Source organism: Inquilinus sp. 2KB_23 (assembly GCF_052115705.1).
Taxonomy (GTDB): Bacteria; Pseudomonadota; Alphaproteobacteria; order DSM-16000; family Inquilinaceae; genus Inquilinus; species Inquilinus ginsengisoli_A.
In genome coordinates this window covers 115,815-139,683 of record NZ_JBFRHF010000008.1, presented here as the reverse complement: position 1 = coordinate 139,683, position 23,869 = coordinate 115,815, and the positions used below count along the sequence as shown (strand labels likewise).

The following is a 23,869-nucleotide window of genomic DNA, read 5'->3' as shown; positions in this document are numbered from 1 at the left end:
ACTGATCGAACACACGACCTGGGAATTGGTTCCGGCGGCGGTGGGTTCAGAGCTCCAGCACCACCCGCCCGCTGGCCGGCATGGCCTGGCAGAGCAACGCCTCGCCGGCGCGCGGCGTGCCGGCCGGCGGCTCGGCATAGGTCACCTCCCCCTCCGCCACCCGCGTAGCGCAGGTGCCGCACAGGCCGGTGCGGCAGCTGTAGGGCGCGTCGATCCCGGCCGCCTCGGCGAGGTCGAGCAGCGTACCCTTGGCCGGATCCCAGTCAGCGGTGCGGCCCGAGGCGCGGAACTCGACCTGCGCCGTCGTGACCACCGCCGGCCGCGGCGGCGCGGAGGCTGGGGCCGGAGTCGCCGCCGCCGCGAAGGCTTCCGTGCGGATCCGCTCCGGCCGCACCCCGAGCTCGCCCAGCACCTGCTGCATCGCCCGCATGAAGCCGGCCGGGCCGCACAGGTAGACGTCGTAGTCGTCCAGCGGCAGCAGGCGGCGCAGCAGCGCGGCGTCGATGTGCCCGGTGTCGTCATGGTGGCGGCCAAGCACGTCCTGCGGCCGCGGCCGGCTGTAGCGGACATGCACGGTCAAGGCCGGCGCCCGCTCGGCCAGGGCTTCGACATGGGCGGCGAAGGGGTGCTCGCCACCATCGCGGGCGGCGTGGACGAACCAGATGCCGCGGCCGGGCTGGCGCAGCCGGTCCAGGTTGCGACCGATCAGCTGGTTCAGCATGGCGATCATCGGCGTGACGCCGACGCCGGCCGAGAGCAGCAGCACCGGCCGGCGGCTGTCGGCATCGAGCGTGAAGTCGCCGCGCGGCGCCAGGGCCCGGATGGTGTCGCCGACCTTGAGGTGGTCGTGCAGCCAATGGCTGGCCAGGCCGGGCGTGCCTCCGGTCTCGCGCTTGACGCTGATGCGGTAGGCCTGCCCATCCGGCGCGTCCGACAGGGTGTAGGTGCGCCGCACCGGCCAGTCCTGGCCGGGGATGTCCAGCGCGATCGGCAGGAACTGCCCCGCCTGGTGCGGGACCACGCCGCCGCCATCCGCCGGCCGGAGGGTGAAGGAGCGCACGCTCTCGCTCTCATCCACGATCCGGGTCACGGCAAAGGCCCGCAGCGTGTTGCGCGCAGCCGCCGCCTCCGCCACCCGGGCCGTCTCGGCCCAGGTGCCGGTCTCGGCCAGCTGCGCCGCCGGTTCCGGCGCCGACCAGCGCAGCGGCACCGCGTCCTCGATCCACACCCCCTCGCCCAGCCGGAAGCGCAGCAGCCGCTCCGCCCCGGCGAAGGCCTCGACCTCCGGCCCGTCCCAGATCACCTCGGCCGTGCCGGTCAGCGACAGCACGCCACCGGTGTCGAAATCGACGAAGACCAGCCCGGCGCGGGGATCGACCTGCAGGTTGCCGAAGGTGTTGAAGAAGAAGTTGCCGACGAAGTCCGGCGCCGTCAGCACCGTCTGCCCGCCTTCCTCCGTCACCCTGACGAAGCCGGGCCGGCCGCCGCGATGCGAGACGTCGACGCCTTCCGCCGGCGCGCCGCCGCCCTCGGCCTCGGCCGACCGCGTGGCGATGAAGAAGGTGTCGGCGCCGGCGACCAGCGCCGCCGCTTGCGGCGACAGCACCGGCCCTTCCACCCGCACCGGGCGCGGCGTGCCCACGCTGCCGGGTTCGGCGACGAAGACCGGCCGGCGCGCCTGGATGTATTGCGGGCAGTTGCCGAAGCTCTGCCCCACCCGGATGGTGAAGCCGCCCGCCGACCGCTCGGTGATGGTGCCGTTCATGCGGTTGCGCCGGCGGGTCTCGAGCTGGATGCCGAGCAGCCCGATCGGGGCGCCGGCGGCCAGGTTGGCGCCCAGCGGGTCGCCATAGGCCGGCTGTGCCGCGACCGTCAGGGTCTGCGGGTCGGGCGACTGCAGGAAGCCCGGCCGGCCGGAGAGGATCGACGCCCAGGGCCGGCCGTCGCGGTCGAGGCTGCCGACCAGGACGAAGGGCAGCATCTCGAAGAAGTCGCGATGCTGGTCCGGCATGGCGCCGCGGATCACCCGGCGCCCGACCTGCGCCATCCGCTCGCTGATCCCGACCCGGGCCTGGGCGGCCCGCTCGCCGAGGTGGAAGGCCGGCTCGGCATGCGGCCAGCCGGCCAGGGGGGCGAAGGCGATCGTGTCGGGCATCACGGCACCTCGTAAGGTTGCAGCGCGGTTCAAAGATGGGACGCGGCGTCAGGCCGCGACGGCGGTGCGCTGGATCGGCACGAAGCCGGGCAGCGCCTCGACCCGGCCCAGCCAGGCGCGGATGTTGGGATAGGGGGCCAGCGATACTCCGCCCTCCGGCGCCACCGCGGTGTAGGTGTACAGCGCGACGTCGGCGATGGTCGGCCGCGCGCCGGTGAGGAAGCCGTCCCCCGCCAGATGCGGCTCCAGCACCTTGTACAGCCGGGCGGCGATCGCCTTGGCGTTGTCCTGGTCGAGCTTGGCGCCGAACACGGTCACCAGCCGGGCCGCGGCCGGGCCATAGGCCAGGAAGCCTGCGGCGACGGACAGCCAGCGCTGGACCTGGGCGGCGGCGACCGGGTCGCGCGGCAGCCAGGTCCCGGCCTCGTCGTAGCGGCTGGCGAGATAGACCAGGATGGCGTTGCTGTCGGCCAGCGTCACGTCGCCGTCCTCGATCGCCGGCACCTGGCCGAAGGGGCTTCGGGCCAGGTATTCCGGCGTCCGGCTCTCGCCCTTGGCGAGGTCGATATCGATGCGCTCGAAGGGCAGGCCGAGCAGCGACAGGAACAGCTCGACCCGATGCGAATGGCCGGACAGGGCCACGCGGTAGAGGCGGATGGGCTGGGCGGGGACGGGCATGGCGGCGGGCCTTTCCGGAGAGGTTGCGTCGGCCCCAATGTGCCCATTCCCCATCACAACGAGAATACTCACCCTTGACAGTGGACTATTCCGGAATTTGGAATGATCGGATGGACAGGCTCGACAGCATGCGGATCTTCGTCGCGGTCGCGGAGACCGGCGGTTTCGCCACCGCCGCCCGCCGGCTGGTGCTGTCGCCGCCGGCGGTGACCCGCGCCGTGGCGGCGGTGGAGGACCGGGTCGGTGCCCGGCTGCTGCACCGGACCACGCGGATCGTGCGGCTGACCGAGGCCGGCGCGCGCTTCCTGGAGGATTGCCGGCGCATCCTGGCCGAGGTCGAGGAGGCGGAGGCCGCCGCGGCCGGCCTGCATGCCGAGCCGCGCGGCCAGGTGTCGATCACCGCGCCGGTGCTGTTCGGCCGGCTGCATGTCGCGCCGATCCTGTTCGACGTCGGCATCCGCCACCCCCTGATGGTGGTGCGCAGCTTCTTCATCGACCGGGTCGTCAACCTGGCCGAGGAGGGCTACGACGTCGCCGTGCGCATCGCCGAGCTGCCGGATTCGGGCCTCAGCGCCATCCGCGTCGGCACGGTCCGGCGCGTGGTCTGCGCCTCGCCCGCATATCTGGCGGCGCATGGCGTGCCGCAGACCCCCGCCGACCTGGCGGATCACGACGCGATCCCGTTCGGCCAGGGCGTCGCCGCCCGCGACTGGGTGTTCCGCCGCGGCGACCGGACCGAGACGGTGACGCCGCGGGCGCGGCTGATCGTGAACCAGGCCGATGTTGCGGTGGCCGCCGCCGTCGCCGGGCACGGCCTGACCCGGGTGCTGTCCTACCAGATGGCGGCGGACCACCGCGCCGGCCGGCTGCAGACCGTGCTGGAGGATTTCGAGCCGCCGCCGATCCCGATCCATGTCGTGCACCAGGAGGGCCGGCGCGCCACCGCCCGGGTGCGGGCGCTGGTCGACCTGGTGGCGGCGGGGCTGCGGGCCGATCCGGCGCTGCGCTGACGGGGCGCCCGGCCGGCTGGAGCCGCCCGGCCCGATCCGGTAGACTTGGCTTTCGGCCCCACCGGAGGCTGCGATCCTGGCCCGCGTCGATCCGCACAACCGCACCCATTACTGGCATGATCGCCGCCTGCCCGGCCTGAACCTGCTGCACGCCGACTTCACCCGCCACGACTACGCCCCGCATTTCCATGAGGCGCTGGTGGTCGCGGTGACCGAGCTGGGCGGGTCGGAGTTCAACAGCCAGGGCCGCACCGAGGAGGCGGGGCGGACCGCGCTGCTGGTGTTCAACCCGGCCGAGCCACATTCCGGGCGGATGGGCCGCAGCGACCGCTGGCGCTACCGCTCGTTCTACCTGTCGCCGCCGGCCATCACCGCGGTCATGGCCACCCTGGGCGTCGATGCGGACCCCTACTTCACCCGCAACCTGTTCACCGACCCCGACCTGGTGGCCGCCTTCCTGGCGCTGCACCGCGCCCTGGGCGAAGGCCGCGACCCGCTGCTGGAGCGCGAGCTTCTGGTCGGCAGCTTCGGGGCGCTGATCCGCCGGCATGCCGATATCGGCCACCGCGTTCCGGTGGCGCCGCGCGACCGCACCGTGTTCGGCGCCACCGTCGCCCTGATGCGGGACCGCCATGCCGAGCCGCTGTCGCTCGACGAACTGGGCACAGCGGCCGGCCTGACCCCGTTCCAGCTGATCCGGCTGTTCAAGCGGGCCGCCGGGCTGACGCCGCACGCCTACCTCACCCAGATCCGCCTGCAGGCCGCCGCGCAGGGGCTGGCCGCAGGCCTGCCGATCGCCGAGGTCGCCCTCGCCACCGGCTTCTACGACCAGGCCGCGCTGACCCGCCATTTCAAGCGCGCCCATGGCATCACCCCACGCCACTACGCGGCCGCCATGGCGGGGTGAGCCTCGGCCCGGCCGCAATTTTCGCCAATACCGGACCGGGCCGCACCGCCAGGCTGAGCGGATGGATGACATCAGCCAAGACAACCCTCAGACGCCCTTTCCGCCGACGCTGCGGGGCAAGGTGGCGCTGGTCACCGGCGGCACCTCCGGCATCGGCCGGGCCGCCGCCCTGGCCTTCGCCCGGCGCGGCGCCTCCGTTCTCGTGGTCGGCCGCGACGCGGCGCGGGGCGACGCGGTCGCCGCTGCCTGCGCCGCCCACGGCCCGGCCGCCGGGTTCTTCCGCGCCGACGTCACCTGTCCGGCGGAGGTGCAGGCGATGGTGGAGGCCGCGGTCGAGCGCTTCGGGCGGCTCGACATCGCCTTCAACAATGCCGGCTGGCAGGAGCCGCGGGCACCGCTGGCGGAGCAGCCGGACGAGGCCTTCGAGACCGCCTTCGCCAGCAATGTCCGCGCGCTGTTCCACGCCATGAAGGCCGAGATCGTGATCATGCTGCGCCAAGGCGGCGGGGTGATCGTCAACAACGCCTCGGTCAGCGGCGTGCGCAACCCGAATCCCGGCCTGGCCCTCTACTCCGCCTCCAAAGCGGCGGCGATCTCGCTGACCCGTTCGGCGGCGATGGAATACGCGCCGCTGGGCATCCGGATCAACGCGGTCTCGCCCGGCCGCATCGTCACGCCGATGATGCTGGCCTCGAAGATCGCCGACATGGGCGCCGTCGCCGCCGGGCTGCCGGCGCGGCGGATGGGCCAGCCCGAGGAGGTGGCCGAGGCCGTCGCCTGGCTGGCCTCGGACGCCGCGAGCTTCGTCTTCGGCCACAACCTGTGCTGCGACGGCGGCTTCCTGGCGCAGTAGCTGGCCCGCCGAACCTCAGCCGCGCAGCACCAGCACGTTGCCGGCCAGGATGGTGGCGGCACCGAGCAGCAGGCCGGGGCCGAGGGCCAGGCCCTCGAAGCCGGCCGACAGCGCCAGGGCCACCACCGGCACCAGCGCCAGGGTGTAGGCGGTGCGGGCCGGGCCGATGCGGCGGACCAGGTCGAAATACATCAGGAAGGTGACGCAGGACGCGGCGATGGCGAGGTAGGCCAGGCTGCCGAGGTAGCGCGGCGACGGGTCGATGGCGAAATCCGCCCCGGCCGCGGCCGACCAGGCGAAAGCGGCGGCGGCGCCGGTCAGGGCGCCCCAGCCCATCACCGCCGGGATCGGCACGCCGCGCCGCTGGTTGCGGGCGCCGAGGATGGTGCCGCCGGCGGTGGCGAGGGCCGAGACCGCCGCCCAGGCGAGGCCGGCCAGGGTGCGCCCGTCCGCCGCCACCGCCCGGAGATCGCCGCCGAAGACGATGGCGACCCCAAGCACGCCGCAGCCGAGCCCGACCAGCAGCCGCGGCGTCAGCGCGGTGCCCAGAAACAGCCGACCGAGCAGCCCGGCGAAGACCGCGGACAGCGACAGCACCAGCGCCGCCAGGCCGCTCGGAATCAGCCGCGTGGCGCTATAGAAGGCAATGAAGGCGAGGCCGAAGAACAGCACGCCCTGCAGCAGCACCCAGGGCAGGTCGGCACGGGCCAGCCGCAGCCGGGTGCCGGTCGCGGCACCGATCGCCAGCATCACCAGCCCGGCCAGCGCCATGCGGTAGCCGACCGAGACCGTCGCGGGCACCGACCCGGCCTGCAGGGCGGTGGCCAGCGCGCCGCCGCCCCACAGCAGCGCGGTGGCGAGGAACAGCAGCGCGGTCATGGCCCCGCCCCCTCCGGGCCCGCCTCCGCCAGCAGCGCCCGCCAGCCGGCGCCCACCATCTTGCCGCTGGCGGTGTCGAGCCGGTCGAGGGTGCGGTCGAGCGCCACCCGCTCCGCCTCCGGCAGCGCGGCCAGCAGCCGCGTCTCGATCGCCCACGCCAAGCCAGCGATCTCGGCGAAGGCGGCCTCGCCCGCCGCGGTCAGCGTCACCGAGGCGTAGCGCCGGTCCTGGGCGGCGGCCTCGCGCCTGGCGAAGCCGAGGGCGGCCAGCTGGGCGATGCCGCGGCTGACCGCGACCGGGTCGAGGCCGCAGGCCCGCGCGATCTCGCGGGCGCTGACGCCCGGCCGGTCGGCCACCACCGCCAGGATGCGCCAGGCCGGCAGGCCCATGCCCCAGCGCGGGCCGTAGAAGCTCTCCAGCAGCTCCGCCACCCGGCCGGCGACGACGAACAGCCGGTAGGGCAGCCAGCGCCCGAGCTCCAGCGCCGGGGCGGCAGGCGTCGGGATCGAAGGGCGGGTGGGCATGGCGCGCTCCGGCGGCAAATTGATTTCATTATGAAATCATATCGGCATTGTTTTCGCCAGCGCGATGGCGCCTCCCTTGCCTCCGACGCATCGAAGCGCGACCTTTGGCGCGATGATCAAGCCTGCCGTTTCCGACCCCATGCGCATCGCCAGGCGGCGCCGGTGACGCCGCCGACGATCCGCCGGGTGGTGCCCGACGAGCAGGGGCGGCTGGCGATCGCGTTCGCGGAGGGCGGGTTCCGGCTGTTCAGGGCCCAGCAGGTCTATGGGCGGGACGGCTTCTCGGCCCTCGCCTACCCCAATGTGCTCAAGAGGCTCACCTACGACGCCGCCGCAGTGCGCTGGGACGGGATCGGCGCCCTGGATGCCGCCTTCCTGTACGATGCCTCAGTGCCGATGTCGGACAACCAGCTGCGGCGGCACGAGCTGCGCGCCGGCTACCGCAACCAGGCGCCGACCGCGGCGCATCCGACCCATCACGTCTACGGCGTGTACCTGTACCCGTTCGACCACGACGGCCCCTTCAGCCTGGGCGAGTCGATCGGCGGCGGCCATGCCGAGATGGGCGGGTCCCAGTCCTTCGACCTCACGGGGCTACGCGCCCGGGCCGGCTGGCGGCAGCATTTCGCGCTGTCGGGCTGCGACTGGGCGATCGCGATGGTGCAGAAGGCGGACGACACCGAGATCCTCCTCGACCGGCTGGTGCATGCGATCTGCGCCCGCGGCGGGATGTGAGCGGCGAGGGCTGCGGCCCTCGCCGGCCCGCAGCTGCAAAAAGACGGTTCCGTGAAAACCGACAGAAAATCGGTTGCACCGGTAACCGAACTCTTCCCCCGCGGAAATCCTGGCGCAACAGATCCGGACGAGATTGGGCGCCCTGAAGGCAGGGTCGGCACGAGGATGCCGATCCACTTCAGACCATTGGGGTTGGAGACCACACCATGGCGTTCCACTCGGCACGACCGATATCTCGCCACCACGGCGTCTTGCCGTTCCCGTCACGACGCCGGACTTATCTTTACCTCGTCCAGGTCGCGCTGGCCGGCCTGGGCGACGCGATCTCGGAAGCCCGCCGCACGCGGCGCGACCAGCAGCGCCTGTCGGAGCTGAGCGACCATCAGCTGCGCGACATCGGCCTGCGGCGCAACGGCCCCGGCGCCAACGTCTCGTTCATCCTGGACGACGAGGCGCGGCCACGGTCGTGGTGACCGCGGCCGCGCGCCGGCCCGCCGGCCTCAGGACGGCAGCAGCTTCAGCGCCACCACGCCGCCGAGGATGACCAGGATGGCGGCGAGGCGCGCGGCGCTGAGCGCCTCGCCGAACAGCAGCAGCCCGGCGGCGACCGACCCGACGGCGCCGATCCCGGTCCAGACCGCATACGCGGTGCCGAGCGGCAGCACCTTCAGCGCCTGGGTCAGCAGCCCGAGGAAGATCACCAGGGCGACCACGGAGGCGGCAGGCTGTAGCCGTCGGAGACCTTCGTGGTCACGGCCCACACCACGTCGGCGATGCCGGACAGGACCAGCAGGGTCCAGGCGAGCGAAGCGGACATCGCATCCTCCTCAGGCCAGCTTGATCACGGCGACGCCCGCCAGCAGGGCCAGCACGCCGGCGAGGCGCAGCGCCGAGACCGGGCGGCGCGGCAGCCGGAACCAGCCATGGCGGTCGACGAACACCGAGGCGACCTGCTGGCCGGCGACGGTCAGCCCGACCGCCGCGGCGGCGCCGATCGCCGGGATCGCGGTGAACACGGTGGTGACATAGGCGGCACCGGCGAAGCCGCCGAGCCAGCCCCACCATGGCATCGCCGCCACGCCGCCCAGCTTCGGCCGCGGCTGGCGGGTCAGCGCCAGCACCAACAGCAGCACCGCCGCCATCGCCAGCGTTGCGACCAGGAAGCTGACCGCCCCGACCGCGAAGGGCGCGCCGAGGTCCCGACGCAGCAGCGCGTTGACCGCCCCCTGCACCGGCAGCACCGCGCCGGCGGCCAGGGCCAGCAGGATCCAGCCGGGCTTCGACAGGGCGGGGGCCGCCGCCCCGCCGGCCTGGCCGAGCACGATCGCCGCGGCCCCGGCCAGCACCAGCAGGGTGCCGACGACCGCGGCCGCATCGAATCCCGCCGCCGGCAGGCCGAGCAGGCCGAAGCCGTCGAGCCCCAACGAGGCCAGCATCTGGCCGGCGATGAACAGCCCGACGCTGACCACCGCTCCCAGCCGCGGGAACAGCAGGATGGTCGAGACCACATAGACCGCGCTGGCGGTGCCGCCGATGGCATGCCACCAGACCACCCCCGGCAGGCCGGCCAGGGCCGACAGGGTGCCGGTCAGCAACGCCACCAGCAGCAGCAGGCTGGTGCCGACCGACAGCTGCAGCGCCGTGGCCGCGAAGGGGCTGCCGGTGGCCTTGGCCAGCTGAGCGTTGGCGCCGGCCTGCACCGCGAGCAGGCCGCCGGCCAGCAGCGCGATCGGGATGAAGAGCGTTTCCATGACAATTCCCTGACCGGTCGTTCAGTTAATCTTGGCTGTCGAGCACCGGCACGCGCAGACCACGCTGCACGGCGGGGCGGGCGGCGATGGCGTCGTACCAGCGGCGCAGATTGGGACTGGAGTCGAGGTCGAGGCCGAGATGCATCAGCCCGGCATGGATCCAAGGCCAGCTCATGATGTCGGCGATGCCATAGGCCTCGCCGGCCAGGTGGCTGCGCCGGCCGAGCGTGCCGTCCAGCACCCGGAGCACTCGCGCCGCCTCGGCCTCGAAGCGGCCGATGACGGTGGGGATCTTCTCGGCCGCGAAGACCTTGTAGTTCCACAGCTGGCCCAGCGTCGGGCCGAGATGGGCGGCCTGGAACAGGCTCCATTGCAGCGCGGTCAGCCGCTCGCCGGCATCGGCCGGCAGCAGCCGGCCCGACCGTTCGGCGAGATAGGGCAGGATCGCCCCGCTCTCGAACACGGTGCGGCCGCGGTCGGGGTCGGTGATGACCGGGATCTTGTTGTTCGGGTTCAGGGCCAGGAAGGCCGGGGCGTGCTGGTCGCCGTGCTCGATGTCGACGACATGCACGTCGTAAGGCAGCCCGGTCTCCTCGAGCATGATCGAGGCCTTGTGCCCGTTCGGCGTCTGGAACGTGTAGAGCTGGATCGGTGTCATCTCGGTCTCCTCTGCCGGGAAGATGATCCGTGCACCGATGCAGTTCGATCTGTGATATTGCAGGATCTGTCTGCGCCCACGCACAGAGATCGTCATGGATGGCCGCCTCGACTGGGAAGACCTGCACACCATCCTTGCGGTGGCCGAATCCGGCTCGCTGGCCGGCGCGGCGCGGCGGCTGGGCGTCAACCACACCACGGTGCTGCGGCGGGTCGGCGGCTTCGAGCAACGGCTGGGCCTGCGGCTGTTCGATCGGTTGCCCGGCGGCTATGCCCTGACCGCCGGCGGCGAGGAGATGGTGGCGGCCGCCCGCGGCATGGCGGCGACGGTCGAGACGCTGGAGCGCCGGCTGGCCGGCCAGGACCTGCGGCTGGACGGCACCCTGCGGGTCGCCACCGCCGACACGCTGATGGCGTCGATCCTGCCGCCGCTGCTGGCCCAGTTCCGCGACCTGCATCCCGGCATCGGGCTGGAGGTCACCACCGCCAACCTGCTGGCCAACCTGACCCGGCGCGACGCCGACGTCGCGATCCGCCCGGTGCCGGACCCGCCGGAGACGCTGGTCGGCCGCCGCATCGCCGCCGTGGCCTTCGCCGTCTACGCCGCCGCCGGACACGCGGCCGGGCCGGACGACCTGGCGCGGCGGCCCTGGGTGGCACCGGACGACAGCCTGGCCGGGTCCAGCGTCGCCCGCTGGATGCGGCAGGCGGTGCCCGGCGCGACGGTCGCCCTGCGCACGGATTCGCTGGTCGGGATGTGCCGCGCCGCCCTGGCCGGGCTGGGGCTGGCCGCCCTGCCCTGCTATCTCGGCGACAGCGCGCCCGGGCTGGTCCGGATCCCGGTGCCGAGCGCCCCCGACAGCACCGCGCTGTGGGTGCTGACCCATGAGGATCTGCGCCGCACCGCCCGGGTCAGCGCCTTCACCGAGTTCATGGCCGCCGCCCTGGCACGGCAGCGCGACCTGCTGGAGGGCCGGCGGCCGGCGTGACAAGCTGGGTGCCGAAGCCCGGGAGGAATCGGATGGCCGTGAAGCGCATCGTTACCAACATCGCCACCGGGGACGTCGCGCTGGCGCAGGCGTTCTATGGCGGCCTGCTCGACCTCCGCTTGGTCATGGATCTCGGCTGGATCCTGACCTTTGCCTCGGATGAGGCGATGGCGCCGCAGGTCAGCGTGATGAGCGAGGGCGGCTCCGGCACGCCGGTCCCGGATCTGTCGATCGAGGTCGACGACGTCGACGCGGTTCACCGCCGCGCCCTGGAGCTGGGGCTGCCGATCGAATACGGCCCGGCAGACGAGCCCTGGGGCGTGCGCCGCTTCTATATCCGCGATCCCTTCGGCCGCCTGGTCAACATCCTGGCCCATTGAACGGGGCGCATTGATTGAACGGGCGGCGGCGCCCCCACGCCGCCGCCCGCCCCTCCCGCCGTCAGTTGATCCAGACGGCGAAGCTCAGGAACTGGCCCTCGAAGGCGTTGTCCATGGAGTCCCAGAAGGACCGGTCGCTGACCGGGCCGTCCTCGAGATAGGGCACCATGTCGGTGCCGGTCAGCAGCAGCACGAGGTCGAAGGGCTGTGGCGACTCCAGCAGCTTGCGCAGGTTGAAGCCCTGGTCGAAGCGCCAGTGCGGCAGCAGCTTGGTCCCGTCCAGCACCGCGTCGGATTCCTGCAGCAGCGCCATCCAGGTGTCGATGCGGTCGTCGGTGATGGTCATGCCGGGGATCAGGCTGGTCTGCTTGGCGTTGGGCAGCCATTCCCGGTCGTTGTCGGTCTCGGCCCGGATCGACGCCCACATCTCGCGGCTGAGCCCGATCGCGGCCTTGAGATGCTCGCGCGCCCGCGGCAGGCGGTCGGGCTCGGCCACCGGCCAGTTGATCAGATGGATCCAGGCGATCCCATCCGCGATCTTGCCGTCCTCGGCGGTGAACATCTGCTGGGTCGGCTGGCTGAGCGCCGCCGCCAGCGGCGAGGCCGAGCGCGGAAACAGGATGTGCCCGGCGGCGTCGAAGCTGCGGTGCCAGTCCCGCGCCAGCAGGAATTCGGCGCCCGCCCGCAGGACATGGGTGTAGGCGCGCAGCCACAGCACGTCGCCGGTGTCGAAGGCGATGGTCAGCTTGCCGGCATTGGCGCGGTCGCCCTGCCCGCCCAGCAGCACGGCGTTGTAGACGTCGTACAGGGTGGTGCTGCCCTGCCCCTTGCCGGCGAGGTCCAGCCGCACCCGCCCCATCGCCACCGGGAACTTGACCGGCCGGTCGCCCAGCGGCTCCAGCGTCTGGTCGACCAAGGCGAGGTCGTCGACCAGGGTCTGCAGGATGGCGCGGGCATCCTCGTAATGGATCTCCTCCGGCTTGGGGTTCAGCGGCACCGGCATGGCCAGCAGCGGCACCTCCATCCCCAGCTCCTGGGGCGTCTGGAAGCCGAAGCGGTACAGCGACTGGCTGAAATGCTCGACCGCCCGGGCCAGGCGGATCATGCCGAGGCCGGCGATGGCCTCGGCGTCGTCGGGCTTCTTCGCCAGGATGGCGGTGAGGGCCTTGTCGCCCTCGGCGATCGTCCCGGCATAGAGGTGCTTCTGCGCCAGCTCGGCCGGCGTGGCCGCCGCGGCCGGCCCCGCCGCCGTGAGCGCAGCGACGCCGATGGCGAAGGCCATGGCGGCCAGCCGCACCGGCATCCTCGATCGCATTCCAGTCATGGAGTCTCCAGGGTCCTGCGGCCAGATGAAACCAGACCGAGATGCAGACCTTGCCATGGAAACCATTCCAAGGAAACGTGAGTCACGTTCACTTTGATGTTGAGAGCGTCAAGACGCGAATTTCTTGAAATCGCCGAAATTCGACCACTATTCGGCTGAATTTCTTGAGGGCAAAGACACCCACGCCTCTCACTTGTCATGCCACGGCTTGACCGTGGCATCCAGGGGCGGCCAGAGCGGCTCTCGGTGGCCCCCTGGATTGCCCGGTCAAGCCGGGCAATGACAGCAAGAGTTGAGGCCCGAGGCCCTTTGACACTCTCAAGGCGCCACCAGCGGCGTGCTGGCGATGCCGAGGTCCTGGAGCTGGTGCGGGATCCCCCAGCCGTCGCGGACATGGCCGCTGCCGGCCAGCACCACCACCAGCGGCACCCCGGCGGCGCGGGCGGCGGCGACGCGCACCGCCATCGCCCGGTCCCACAGCAGCTGCACCGCGACGAAGCGGCCGAAGCCGCGGTTGAGCGCGTCGCCATCCCTGGCCTGGCCGTGCCCGGCGAAGGCGGCGGCGAGGTAGCGGTTGTAGTCCGGCGAGGGCGCCGCCGGCCGGCCCAGCGCCAGATCCGGCCAGGCCGCCAGCGCTGTCCAGCCGTCCTTGGCCACGGCGCGCACCACCGTGCGGTCGACATTCAGCGCGACCAGCGGGATCCGATGCACCCGGGCGAAGTCGAAGACCGGCCGGTACAGGGCGTAGTCGAAGCCCCAGGAGTTCTGCCAGTCCACCGCCTGCAGGAACTGCGCCTCGTCGAGCCGGCCGGCGCTCCAATCGTCGAGCGCGGCCTGGCGGCTGCGCGGCACCATCTCCAGCCCGATGGCGAGGTGCGGCTGCCCGGCATACAGCGCCTCGATCCGGGCCAGCTGCCATTGGTGGTCGGCCGCGCGGTCATGGGTCTCGCCGAGCAGGACGACGCCGCTTTCGGCCTGGACCGCCACGGGCGCGGCCGGCGTCGCGGCGCAGCCGGCCGCCAGCCATCCCAGCAGGGCCGCCGATGCCAGCCCCAGGCTCTTCCGCCGCATCTGCATTCCGCCGCTCCATCCCATCACGGTTCCCCTGTGGCAGACGAGGCGCCGGGCCGCAACCGGCGTCGGGGCCGGCGTCGGGGGGTTGCGCAAACCGGCGGAAGCCGCGATATGGCCCGGGTCGAGGTGACGGAGCAACGATGACGGCGAGCGGACCACAACGGCGCGGGGCGGGCGCGTGAGCGGCATCACCCAGGCCGTGATGGATTTCATCGGCCAGCACCCGCAATGGGCGGGCCTGCTGATCTTCCTGATCGCCCTGACCGAATCGGTGGCGGTGATCGGGCTGTTCATCCCGGGGTCACCGATCCTGATCGCGGTCGGCGCCGTGGTCGGGCTGGGGCACCTGCCGCTGTGGCCGATCCTGCTATGGGCCACCGCCGGCGCCATCATCGGCGACGGCGTGTCCTATGAGCTGGGGCGGCGCTACAGCGCCACCATCCTGGGCACCTGGCCGGTCAGCCGCACGCCGGCGCTGATCGCCCGCGGCGAGGCCTTCTTCCGGCGCCATGGCGGCAAGAGCATCGCGCTGGGCCGCTTCCTGCCGATGCTGCGGCCGATGGTGCCGATGGTGGCCGGCGCCCTGGGGCTGCGGCCCGGCCTGTTCTACGCCGTCAACATCGCCTCCGCCCTCGTCTGGGCGCCGGCCCACATCCTGGGCGGCGCCCTACTCGGCGCCTCGCTCGGCACCCTCGGTGCGGTCAGCGGCCGGCTGGTCGCGATCGTGGTGGTCCTCGCCTTGGCGCTGTGGATCCTGATCGCCGCCACCCGCTGGACCTGGCGCCGGCTGGCGCCGCTGCTGGACGGCGCGCAGCAGGCGGCGCATCGCTGGGCCGTGGCCCGCGGCGGCCGGCCGGCCCAGCTGCTGGCCCGGCTGCTCGACCCCGAGGCGCCGGACCTGCGGGTCATGGCGCTGCTCGGCGCCCTGGTGCTGATCCTGGTCGCCGGCTTCGTCAACCTGCTGCGGCTGGTCGCGGCCCATGGCGAGCTGGCCCGGGCCGACGCCGCGATCAGCGGCTTCATCCAGGGCCTGCGCACGCCCTGGAGCGACGCGGTGCTGACCGCGGTCACCATGCTGGGCGACGGCACCACCATCACGGCGCTGGTGGTGATCGCCATCGCCTGGCTGCTGCTGCGCCGCGCCTGGCACCGGGCCGGCGGGGTCGCCATCGCCGTCGCCGTCACCGCCGGCTTCGTGCCGCTGGTGAAGGGCCGGCTGCAGATCCTGCGGCCGACCGAGCTGTACAGCGGCGCCGACGCCTTCAGCTTCCCCAGCGGCCATGCCGCCTTCTCCGCCGTGCTGTACGGCATCCTGGGCTGGCTGGTGGCGCGCGGCCTGCCCGGCCGCTGGCAGGCGCTGCCGCTGACCCTGGCCGCCGCCCTGGTCGGGCTGATCTGCGCCTCGCGCATCTACCTCGCCGCGCATTGGCCATCCGATGTCGCCGCCGGCCTGATCTTCGGCCTGGGCATGACCATCGCCTTCGCCATGGTGTTCCGCCGTTCCGACGCCCGGCAGATCCGGCCGCGCGCCTTCGCCGGCGTGCTGCTGCTGGCCCTGGCCGCGGTCGGCGGCTGGCATGTCGCGACCAACTATCCGGACGCCGCCGCCATGTATGCCCGCCGCGACACCACGGTGACGATGGCCGCGCCCGACTGGCGGGCCGAAGGCTGGCGCCGCCTGCCGCCGGCCCGCACCGACCTGGGCGGCGATGTCGAGCAGCCGTTCCGCCTGCAATGGGCCGGGCCGCCCGCGGCGCTGGCCGCAGCCCTCGCCCCGTCCGGCTGGCGCGAACCGACCGGCTGGGGGCTGGTGGCCGCGACCGGCTTCCTGGACGGCGGCGCGGATGCCGCCACCCTGCCGGTGCTGCCGGTGCTGCAGGACGGCCACCTGCCGGCGCTGACCCTGATCCGCCCCGCCGCCGGCGGCCTGTCGCGCCAGGTGCTGCGGCTGTGGCCCTCCGGCGTGGCGCTGGAGGGCGGGAGCGCGATCCTGCTGGGGGCGCCGGCGGTCGAAACCATCCGCCATCCGCTCGGTCTGCTCAGCGCCGTCGAGGACCAGGATGACGGCCCGCTGCCCGACCTGCCGGAACTGCGCGCCCTGCCGAACGCCGCGGAACCGGCGCCGGGGCTGGTCCTGGCCCAGCCCTAGACAGAGCTGCGGCACCGCGCCGCAGCATGGCCCGCAACGCCGCCAGACCTTCCTGCCCCTGGACGGATGCGGCGCCGCGCCCCATGATCACAAACGCGATCCGTTCGCAAGATCGACCCCGTCACACCAGGTGTTGTTATGTCGACCACGGCCCAGACGGACGAGCCGAAGACGCTGATCCTGACCGGCGCCAGCCGCGGCATCGGCCATGCCACGGTGAAACGCTTCAGCGCCGCCGGCTGGCGGGTCATCACCGTCTCGCGCCAGGCCTTCTCCAAGGAATGCCCCTGGCATGCCGGCGAGGAGGACCACGTCCAGCTCGACCTGTCCGACGTCAACGATCTCGAGCGCGGCATGGACGAGCTGCGGGCCCGGCTGCCGCTGGGCAAGCTGGACGCCCTGGTCAACAACGCCGGGATCTCGCCCAAGCTGGCCGGCGGCAAACGCATGGGCGTGCTGGCGACCGACTACGCGACCTGGCTGCACGTCTTCAACGTCAACCTGTTCGCCACCGCGCTGCTGGCCCGCGGGCTGTTCGAGCCGCTGAAGGCGGCGAAGGGGTCGATCATCAACGTCACCTCGATCGCCGGCGGCCGCGTCCACCCCTTCGCCGGGGCGGCCTATTCGACCTCGAAAGCCGCGCTGGCGGCGCTGACGCGCGAGATGGCGCATGAGTTCGGCGCCCATGGCGTGCGGGTGAACGCGATCGCGCCGGGCGAGATCGACACCTCGATCCTGTCGCCGGGCACCGAGGCGATGGTCGACAGCGAGATCCCGATGAAGCGGCTGGGCAAACCGGAGGAGGTCGCCGCCACGATCATGTTCCTCTGCACCAGCGGTTCATCCTACATTACCGGGGCCGAGGTGCACATCAACGGGGGCCAGCACGTCTGACCCTCCCTCCCCGGCCGCGTTAAAAAGAACAACAGGGAGTGCCAGATATGATCCGTTTCACCCGTCTTCTGCCCATCGTGGCGCTGGCGGCCGGGATTGCCGCGCCCGCCATGGCGCGCGACCTGACCGTGGTGTCGTGGGGCGGCGCCTATCAGGACGCGCAGAAGGCGCTGTATTTCGACCCGCTGCGCGCCGCCGGCACGCCCATGCATGACGAAAGCTGGGATGGCGGCATCGGCGTGCTGCGCGCCAAGGTCGAGGGCGGCGATTCGAGCTGGGACGTGGTCCAGGTCGAATCCGAGGAGCTAGCGCTGGGCTGCGAGGAGAATCTGTTCGAACCCCTGAACTGGGATGCGATCGGCGGCCGTGACGCCTATCTGCCGGCGGCGGTCAGCGATTGCGGCGTCGGCGCCATCGTCTACAACTTCATCCTGGGCTATGACGGCGACAAATTCGCCGACGGGCCGAAGAGCTGGGCCGATTTCTGGGACGTGAAGAAGTTCCCGGGCAAGCGGGCGATGCGCCAGGGGCCGAAGACCAATCTGGAAATCGCCCTGATGGCCGACGGCGTGGCCCCGGCCGATGTCTACAAGGTGCTGGCGACGCCCGCGGGCGTGGACCGTGCCTTCCACAAGCTGGACGAGCTGAAGCCGAACCTGGTGTGGTGGACCGCGGGCGCCCAGCCGGCCCAGATGCTGGCCGCGGGCGAGGTGGCGATGACCACCGCCTATAACGGCCGCATCGCCGCCGCCAACGCCACCGACAAGAAGAACTTCAAGATCGTCTGGAACGGCAGCCTGTACACCATCGACAGCTGGGTGATCCTGAAGGGGTCGCCCAATGTCGACGCGGCCACCAAGTTCCTGGCCTATATGGGCAAGCCGGAGAACCAGGCCAAGCTGCCGACCAAGATCACCTACGGCGTGACCAACAAGGCGGCGACGGCGCTGATCCCGGCGGAATACCTGCCGGGCCTGCCGACCAACCCCGCCAACCTGTCCCAGGCGATTCCGCTGAACGCCGAGTTCTGGATCGACAACATCGACAGCCTGACCGAACGCTTCAACACCTGGGCCGCGAAGTAAGCAGGATGGCCCCGAAGCTTCGGGGCGGCCGCTCCTTCTATCCTCCCCCTCCCCTTGCGGGAGGGGGTAGGGGGAGGGGGTTCGCGCCGCAGGAACAGACGATCCGGCCCGGCCGGCTCCCTTCGATCGACAGCCCCCTCCCCCTGCCCCCCTCCCGCAAGGGGAGGGGGAGGATGGCGCAATCATGACCGCCCTCGCCCAGGACTCCGCCACCATCCGGCGGTCGCTGCACCGGGCCGGGCGGCGCCGGCGGGTGCAGGCCTGGCTGCTGATCGCGCCGCTGGTCGTCTTCCTGCTGCTGGTGTTCGTGGTGCCGATCGCCGGCATGCTGTGGCGCGCCGTCGACGACCAGGACCTGGCCCTGGTGATGCCGCGCACTGTGGCGGCGCTGGCGAGCTGGCATGGCGAGGGCCTGCCCGGCGAGGACGCCTTCGCCGCCCTGGCCGCCGACATGATCCAGGCCCGGGCCGACAAGACCATCGCCACCGCCGCCCGGCGCCTGAATTACGACCACAACGGCTATCGCACGGTCGTCACCAACACCGCACGCAAGCTGCCGGGGGCGCCGAATGGGACCTGGCGAGACACCTTCGTCGCGCTCGACCCCGCCTGGGGCGAGACCGAGACCTGGGCCTCGATCGTCCGCGCCGCCGGGCCGCGCACCGATTTCTACCTGCTTGCCGCGCTCGATCTGCGCCGCGACGTCACCGGCTCCGTCGTCTCGGCCCCGGCCGAGGAGTCGATCTACCGCGACGTGTTCCTGCGCACCTTCCTGATCAGCCTGAGCGTCACCGCGCTGTGCCTGGTGATCGGCTTCCCCGTCGCCTATCTGCTGGCGACGCAGCCGCCGCGGATCGCCAACCTGCTGATGATCCTGGTGCTGCTGCCGTTCTGGACATCGCTGCTGGTACGCACCACCGCCTGGGTGGTGCTGCTGCAGACCAACGGCGTGGTCAACGAGATCCTGACCGGGCTGGGGCTGGCGGGCGCACCGCTGCAGCTGGTCTACAACCGGGTCGGCGTATTGATCGCCATGACCCATGTGCTGCTGCCCTACATGATCCTGCCGCTGTACAGCGTCATGCGCTCGATCCCGCCGGCGCATCTGCGCGCCGCCTATTCGCTGGGCGCCCGGCCGGTCGGCGCCTTCCTGCGGGTCTACCTGCCGCAGACCCTGCCGGGGATCGGCGCCGGCGCCCTGCTCGTCTTCATCCTGGCGCTCGGCTACTACATCACCCCGGCGCTGGTCGGCGGGCCGGCGGACCAGATGATGAGCTGGTTCATCGCCTTCTACACCACCAGCACGGTCAACTGGGGCATGGCCTCGGCGCTGGGCCTGCTGCTGCTGGCCGCCACCCTCGCCCTCTATGCGGTCTATGCCCGGCTGGTCGGCGCCGACCGGATGAGGCTGGGCTGATGGGCAGGTTGCTGGAAAGCCTGCGCCTGTGGCGCGCCCTGCTGTGGCTGGTGGGCGGCGCCGGGCTGTTGTTCCTGATCGCGCCGATCCTGGCGATCATCCCGCTGGCCTTCAACGGCGGCTCGTTCCTGACCTATCCGTTGGACGGGTTCTCGCTGCGCTGGTTCGAGGAGTTCTTCACCTCCGACCGCTGGATGGGGGCACTGGCCAACAGCCTGATCATCGGCAGCGCGACCACGGCGCTGGCGACGGTGCTGGGCACGCTGGCGGCGCTGGGGCTGAACCACGCGCCGCTGCGCTTCCGCGGCCTGCTGACCGGCCTCTTGCTGTCGCCGATGATCGTGCCGGTGGTGATCGTGGCGGTCGGGCTGTACTTCGCCTTCGCCGCGGTCGGGCTGACCAACAGCTATGCCGGGCTGATCCTGGCGCACACCGCCCTGGCCAGCCCCTTCGTCGTCATCACCGTCGGCGCGACGCTGCAAAGCCTGGACCTGAACTTGCCGCGGGCGGCGTCCAGCCTGGGCGCCAAGCCGACCACCACCTTCTTCCGGGTGACCCTGCCGCTGATCCTGCCCGGCGTGGTCTCCGGCGCGCTGTTCGCCTTCGTCACCTCCTTCGACGAGGTGGTGGTGGCGCTGCTGCTGGCCGGGCCGGGCCAGCGCACCCTGCCGCGCGAGATGTTCAACGGCATCCGCGAAAGCATCACCCCCACCATCACCGCCGCCGCGACGATCCTGATCGTGGTCTCGACCCTGATGCTGATCGCGATCGAGGCGCTGCGGCGACGGAGCGAGAGGTTGCGAGCGCGGCGATAGGGCGCAAGGCCTTCCCGCACCGGGGACCTCAGCCAAAAGCAAAGGTCCGGAACGACGTCCGGGCCTTCGGTCTCTCCGCTCGCTTCGCCGGCCGCAGCCGGCGCCCGGTCACGCCGCGGTGGCGCGCAGCATCCAGGCGGTCTTGTCGTGATAGGTGATCCGCTGAGTCAGCAGGTCGACGGTCGAATCGTCGCCGGCCTTCTCGCCCACCGCCAGCGCCGCCTTGGCCTGGTCGGACAGCAGCTCGTGGCTCTTGGCCAGGTCCTTGACCATCGCGATCCCCTCGATCCCGTCCTTGGGCGGCGACACCTTGGTCAGCTTGGAGAAGGCCTCGAAGCTGCCCGGCGCATAATCGCCCAGGGCGCGGATCCGCTCCGCCACCTCGTCCACCGCCTCGAACAGCGCCTTGTACTGCTCCTCGAACAGCAGGTGCAGCGAGTGGAAATGCGACCCCTCGACGTTCCAGTGGTAGTTCTGGGTCTTGATCTGGAGGGCATAGGTATCCGCCAGCACCTGCTTCAGCGCATCCACAACCGGTGTATTGGAGGCCTTGCTCATCACCCTTCTCCTGCTTCTTCGGAAGCGTTCCGGCCCGCCCCTCGGGCCGATGTCACGGATCATAGAATGGCCCCGGCCGGGCGGAGTTCCAATCGATCCGCCGGATCGGGCCAATCAACCCTCCTTATCGGAAAAAGCAGGGTTGCCGCCAGCGTGCAATGGTATCGGTCAGGCCCAGTCGCGCCAGCGCGCCGCGATGCGGTTGCCGACCGCCAGACGCAGGTCCTGGATCCCGGTCTCGACCTCGCGGCTGGGATGCACCCGGTTGGTCAGCAGGGTCCAGGCGATGCCGCGGTCGAGGTCGATCCACAGTCCGGTGCCGGTGAAGCCGAGATGGCCGATGGTGCGCGGCGAGCACAGGCTCCCCCCCTTCCAGCCAGCATGCCGCCGCTCCCAGCCCAACGCCCGGCCGGGGGCCTGCGGGGCGCACAGTTCGACCATCGCCGCCGGGCTCAACAGCCGGCCGCGCAGCAGCTCGAGCGCGAAGTCCAGCACGCCGCGCGCGGTGCCGAACAGCCCGGCATGGCCGGCGGCGCCGCCCAGCGACCAGGCGTTCTCGTCATGCACCTCGCCGCGCAGCAGCCGGTTGCGGACCGAGCAGACCTCGGTCGCGGCGGATTGCGCCGGCGGCGGCGCGAAGCTGAGGCCGGTGCCGACGGGCAGCTGGTTGAAGGCCACGCCGCGCCAGCGTTCGACCACGAAGCCCAGCAGCATGTAGTTGATGTCGGAATAGACCGGCTCGGGCTTCACCGGCCAGTGGCGGCGGATCACCGCAGTGCGGCGCTGTTCCGCCGGGCCGGGCCAGAGATAGATCCGCTCCTGCGCCGGCAGGCCGCTGGAATGGTCGATCAGCCGGCGCAGCGGGATGGCGCCGTGCAGCGGCGCCGCGTCGGGCAGGTGCTTCGACAGGGGATCGTCGAGGTCGACCACCCCCTCCTCCACCAGCCGCAGGATCTCGGTCACGGTGACGATGACCTTGGTCAGGCTGGCCAGGTCGAACCAGTTGTCGCGCTGCAGCGCCTCGGGCTTCGGCAGGGTGGTGGCAACGCCGCCCCAGCGCAGCGCGCGCTGGCCGTCGGCCGTGGCGATGCCCAGGGCCGCACCCGGAATCCGGCCCTCCTCCAGGGCCAGGGCCACGGGCGCAAAGGCGTGATCGGCGAGGGTCTCGAGGCTCATGGACCGGGGGCTCGTCGGGGCGGAGGGGCCGTTAGAGCACGCTGCGGGCGGGGGCGGCAAGACCGCGGCGGTCCGCCGAGCCTCGCCCCGGGCGACAGGGCGAAGCCCTGCGCCGGGTTGGATGCCGCACGGCCCCATGCTAGACCGGCGGCGCAACACCCATAAGAAACGGTCGCCATCATGTCCCGCACCGCCGCCCGCGCCCTGGTCGACACCCTGCGCCTGAACGGCGTCGACACCATCTTCTGCGTGCCGGGGGAAAGCTACCTGGCCGTGCTCGACGCGCTGCACGACGTGCCGGAGATCAAGGTCGTGGTCTGCCGCCAGGAAGGCGGTGCCGCCTACATGGCCGACGCCTACGCCAAGGCCACCGGCAAGCCCGGCATCTGCTTCGTCACCCGCGGCCCCGGCATCACCAACGCCTCGGTCGGCATCCATGTGGCCCAGCAGGACAGCTCGCCGGTCATCGTGTTCATGGGCCAGGTCGGCCGCGACATGTTCGAGCGCGAGGCCTTCCAGGAGGTCGATGTCCGCAAGGTCTTCGCCTCGATGACCAAATGGGCGGCGCAGATCGACGATGCCGACCGGGTGCCCGAGCTGGTGTCCCACGCCTTCCACACCGCCACGTCGGGCCGCCCGGGCCCGGTGGTGCTGGCGCTGCCCGAGGACATGCTGGTCGAGCCGACCGACGCCCCCGACGTGCGCCCCTTCACCCCGGTCGAGACCGGGATCGGCGCCGGCGCGCTGGCGCGGCTGCGCGGCCTGCTGGCCGAGGCCAAGCGGCCGCTGCTGATGCTCGGCGGCGGTGGCTGGAGCGCCCAGGCCCGCGCCGACATCCAGGCCTTCGCCGAGGCCTGGGAGGTGCCGCTGACCGTGTCCTTCCGCTGCCAGGACTATGTCGACAACGACCATGGCCACTATGCCGGCGATGTCGGCATCGGTCCGAACCCCAAGCTGGCGGAGCGGGTGAAGACCACCGACCTGCTGGTCGTGCTGGGCGCCCGTCTCGGCGAGATGACCACTAGCGGCTACACGCTGCTGAACGTGCCGGTGCCGGCCCAGCGGCTGGTCCACATCCATGCCGGGGCGGAGGAGTTAGGCCGCGTCTACCAGCCGGAACTGGCGATCAATGCTGGCTCCGCCGCCGTCGCCGCGGCGCTGCGCGGCCTGGCCCCGGCCGGCGACCTGGCCACCCGGAGGGAATGGGTGCGCGCCGCCCGCGCCGATTACGAGGCCTGGCAGCAGCCGGTGGTGTCGCCCGGCCCGGTGCAGATGTCGGAGATCGTGCGCTGGCTGGTCGGCCGGCTGCCCGGTGACGCCATGATCTGCAACGGCGCCGGCAACTACGCCACCTGGTTCCACCGCTTCTACCGCTACCGGGGCTGGCGCACCCAGCTGGCGCCGACCAACGGGTCGATGGGCTACGGCGTGCCGGCCGGCGTCGCCGCCAAGCTGCAGCACCCCGAGCGGGTGGTGATCGCCGCCGCCGGCGACGGCTGCTTCCTGATGAACGGGCAGGAGCTGGCGACCGCGGTGCAGTACGACGCCGCCGTGGTGTTCCTGGTGATCGACAACGGCATGTACGGCACCATCCGCATGCACCAGGAGCGGGAATACCCGGCCCGGATCAGCGGCACCGACCTGAGGAACCCGAACTTCGCCCAGCTGGCCGAGGCCTATGGCGCCCATGCCGAGACCGTGCTGCGGACCGAGGAGTTCGCGCCGGCCTTCGAACGCGCGGTCGCGGCCGGCAAGCCGGCCCTGATCTGGATCAAGCTGGACCCCGAGGCGATCACCCCGCGGCTGAGCATGAGTCAGATCCGCGCCGCGGCGCAGCAGGCGAAGGGCTGAGGCTGAGG

At 71.9% G+C, this 23,869-nt stretch carries 24 protein-coding genes; 13 read left to right on the top strand and 11 right to left on the bottom strand.

What is annotated here, in order from left to right:
- Positions 1-46: 46 nt before the first annotated feature.
- Entirely contained in the window at positions 47-2,155 is a 2,109-nt protein-coding gene (locus AB4112_RS12485; RefSeq protein ID WP_441719999.1) for a pyridoxamine 5'-phosphate oxidase family protein, read from the bottom strand.
- Between the two features lie 48 nt (positions 2,156-2,203).
- Positions 2,204-2,833, bottom strand: coding sequence for a glutathione S-transferase family protein (locus tag AB4112_RS12480; protein ID WP_309793821.1), 630 nt, complete (start codon positions 2,831-2,833; stop codon positions 2,204-2,206).
- A gap of 110 nt (positions 2,834-2,943) precedes the next feature.
- Between AB4112_RS12480 and AB4112_RS12475 the strand changes: the two genes are divergently transcribed.
- From AB4112_RS12475 to AB4112_RS12465, 3 genes are all read left to right on the top strand, one after another.
- Positions 2,944-3,843, top strand: a complete 900-nt coding sequence (locus AB4112_RS12475) for a LysR family transcriptional regulator (RefSeq protein ID WP_309793820.1) — start codon at positions 2,944-2,946, stop codon at positions 3,841-3,843.
- Between the two features lie 73 nt (positions 3,844-3,916).
- On the top strand, positions 3,917-4,750 hold the full coding sequence (locus AB4112_RS12470; protein WP_441720155.1) for a helix-turn-helix domain-containing protein: 834 nt from the start codon (positions 3,917-3,919) through the stop codon (positions 4,748-4,750).
- A gap of 61 nt (positions 4,751-4,811) precedes the next feature.
- Complete coding sequence (locus AB4112_RS12465; RefSeq protein ID WP_441719995.1) at positions 4,812-5,603, top strand: SDR family NAD(P)-dependent oxidoreductase; 792 nt, start codon at positions 4,812-4,814, stop codon at positions 5,601-5,603.
- A gap of 15 nt (positions 5,604-5,618) precedes the next feature.
- On the opposite strand, the gene AB4112_RS12460 is transcribed toward AB4112_RS12465, so the two are convergent.
- Both AB4112_RS12460 and AB4112_RS12455 read right to left on the bottom strand, forming a co-directional pair.
- Positions 5,619-6,482 carry a DMT family transporter gene (locus tag AB4112_RS12460; RefSeq protein ID WP_441719992.1) on the bottom strand — a complete coding sequence of 288 codons (864 nt, stop codon included), beginning with the start codon at positions 6,480-6,482 and terminating at the stop codon, positions 5,619-5,621.
- The gene (locus AB4112_RS12455) at positions 6,479-7,006 is read right to left on the bottom strand and encodes a MarR family winged helix-turn-helix transcriptional regulator (protein WP_309793817.1); all 528 of its coding nucleotides are present in this window, start codon (positions 7,004-7,006) and stop codon (positions 6,479-6,481) included. The genes AB4112_RS12460 and AB4112_RS12455 overlap by 4 nt, the downstream gene beginning before the upstream one ends.
- 162 nt (positions 7,007-7,168) lie before the next feature.
- On the opposite strand from AB4112_RS12455, the gene AB4112_RS12450 reads away from it, so the two are divergent.
- The gene (locus AB4112_RS12450) at positions 7,169-7,741 is read left to right on the top strand and encodes a hypothetical protein (protein ID WP_441719989.1); all 573 of its coding nucleotides are present in this window, start codon (positions 7,169-7,171) and stop codon (positions 7,739-7,741) included.
- Positions 7,742-7,947: 206 nt separating this feature from the next.
- Positions 7,948-8,214, top strand: coding sequence for a DUF1127 domain-containing protein (locus tag AB4112_RS12445; RefSeq protein ID WP_441719987.1), 267 nt, complete (start codon positions 7,948-7,950; stop codon positions 8,212-8,214).
- 27 nt (positions 8,215-8,241) lie between these two features.
- Here AB4112_RS12445 and AB4112_RS12440 read toward each other — a convergent pair whose 3' ends face one another.
- The 3 genes from AB4112_RS12440 to AB4112_RS12430 form a co-directional block, all read right to left on the bottom strand.
- On the bottom strand, positions 8,242-8,454 hold the full coding sequence (locus tag AB4112_RS12440; protein ID WP_441719984.1) for a DMT family transporter: 213 nt from the start codon (positions 8,452-8,454) through the stop codon (positions 8,242-8,244).
- Positions 8,455-8,568: 114 nt separating this feature from the next.
- A complete protein-coding gene (locus AB4112_RS12435) occupies positions 8,569-9,492 on the bottom strand; it encodes a DMT family transporter (protein ID WP_309793813.1) in 924 nt (307 codons plus the stop codon).
- A 25-nt stretch (positions 9,493-9,517) separates the two neighbouring features.
- Positions 9,518-10,150 (bottom strand): glutathione S-transferase family protein, encoded by a 633-nt coding sequence (locus AB4112_RS12430; RefSeq protein ID WP_309793812.1) that lies wholly within the window; start codon positions 10,148-10,150, stop codon positions 9,518-9,520.
- Positions 10,151-10,244: 94 nt separating this feature from the next.
- On the opposite strand from AB4112_RS12430, the gene AB4112_RS12425 reads away from it, so the two are divergent.
- Positions 10,245-11,138, top strand: coding sequence for a LysR family transcriptional regulator (locus tag AB4112_RS12425; protein WP_309793811.1), 894 nt, complete (start codon positions 10,245-10,247; stop codon positions 11,136-11,138).
- A 32-nt stretch (positions 11,139-11,170) separates the two neighbouring features.
- Positions 11,171-11,518, top strand: coding sequence for a VOC family protein (locus AB4112_RS12420; RefSeq protein WP_309793810.1), 348 nt, complete (start codon positions 11,171-11,173; stop codon positions 11,516-11,518).
- 61 nt (positions 11,519-11,579) lie between these two features.
- On the opposite strand, the gene AB4112_RS12415 is transcribed toward AB4112_RS12420, so the two are convergent.
- Together AB4112_RS12415 and AB4112_RS12410 are read right to left on the bottom strand one after the other, a co-directional pair.
- Positions 11,580-12,842 (bottom strand): hypothetical protein, encoded by a 1,263-nt coding sequence (locus AB4112_RS12415; protein ID WP_309793809.1) that lies wholly within the window; start codon positions 12,840-12,842, stop codon positions 11,580-11,582.
- A 318-nt stretch (positions 12,843-13,160) separates the two neighbouring features.
- Complete coding sequence (locus AB4112_RS12410; RefSeq protein ID WP_309793808.1) at positions 13,161-13,919, bottom strand: ChaN family lipoprotein; 759 nt, start codon at positions 13,917-13,919, stop codon at positions 13,161-13,163.
- Positions 13,920-14,094: 175 nt separating this feature from the next.
- On the opposite strand from AB4112_RS12410, the gene AB4112_RS12405 reads away from it, so the two are divergent.
- The 5 genes from AB4112_RS12405 (at position 14,095) to AB4112_RS12385 (ending at position 20,276) form a co-directional block, all read left to right on the top strand.
- Entirely contained in the window at positions 14,095-16,065 is a 1,971-nt protein-coding gene (locus tag AB4112_RS12405) for a bifunctional DedA family/phosphatase PAP2 family protein (RefSeq protein ID WP_309793807.1), read from the top strand.
- Positions 16,066-16,203: 138 nt separating this feature from the next.
- Positions 16,204-16,959, top strand: coding sequence for an SDR family NAD(P)-dependent oxidoreductase (locus AB4112_RS12400; RefSeq protein WP_309793806.1), 756 nt, complete (start codon positions 16,204-16,206; stop codon positions 16,957-16,959).
- A gap of 47 nt (positions 16,960-17,006) precedes the next feature.
- Positions 17,007-18,044, top strand: coding sequence for an ABC transporter substrate-binding protein (locus tag AB4112_RS12395; protein WP_309793805.1), 1,038 nt, complete (start codon positions 17,007-17,009; stop codon positions 18,042-18,044).
- Between the two features lie 184 nt (positions 18,045-18,228).
- A complete protein-coding gene (locus AB4112_RS12390) occupies positions 18,229-19,461 on the top strand; it encodes an ABC transporter permease (protein WP_441719976.1) in 1,233 nt (410 codons plus the stop codon).
- Entirely contained in the window at positions 19,461-20,276 is an 816-nt protein-coding gene (locus tag AB4112_RS12385; RefSeq protein WP_441719973.1) for an ABC transporter permease, read from the top strand. Before AB4112_RS12390 ends, AB4112_RS12385 begins: the two co-directional genes overlap by 1 nt.
- Positions 20,277-20,384: 108 nt before the next feature.
- Here the strand turns inward: AB4112_RS12385 and AB4112_RS12380 are convergent, their stop codons facing one another.
- Together AB4112_RS12380 and AB4112_RS12375 are read right to left on the bottom strand one after the other, a co-directional pair.
- Complete coding sequence (locus AB4112_RS12380) at positions 20,385-20,834, bottom strand: Dps family protein (protein WP_441719970.1); 450 nt, start codon at positions 20,832-20,834, stop codon at positions 20,385-20,387.
- Between the two features lie 168 nt (positions 20,835-21,002).
- Positions 21,003-22,010 carry a serine hydrolase domain-containing protein gene (locus tag AB4112_RS12375; protein ID WP_441719967.1) on the bottom strand — a complete coding sequence of 336 codons (1,008 nt, stop codon included), beginning with the start codon at positions 22,008-22,010 and terminating at the stop codon, positions 21,003-21,005.
- 180 nt (positions 22,011-22,190) lie between these two features.
- On the opposite strand from AB4112_RS12375, the gene AB4112_RS12370 reads away from it, so the two are divergent.
- Positions 22,191-23,861 (top strand): thiamine pyrophosphate-binding protein, encoded by a 1,671-nt coding sequence (locus AB4112_RS12370; protein WP_441719964.1) that lies wholly within the window; start codon positions 22,191-22,193, stop codon positions 23,859-23,861.
- Positions 23,862-23,869 lie beyond the last annotated feature (8 nt).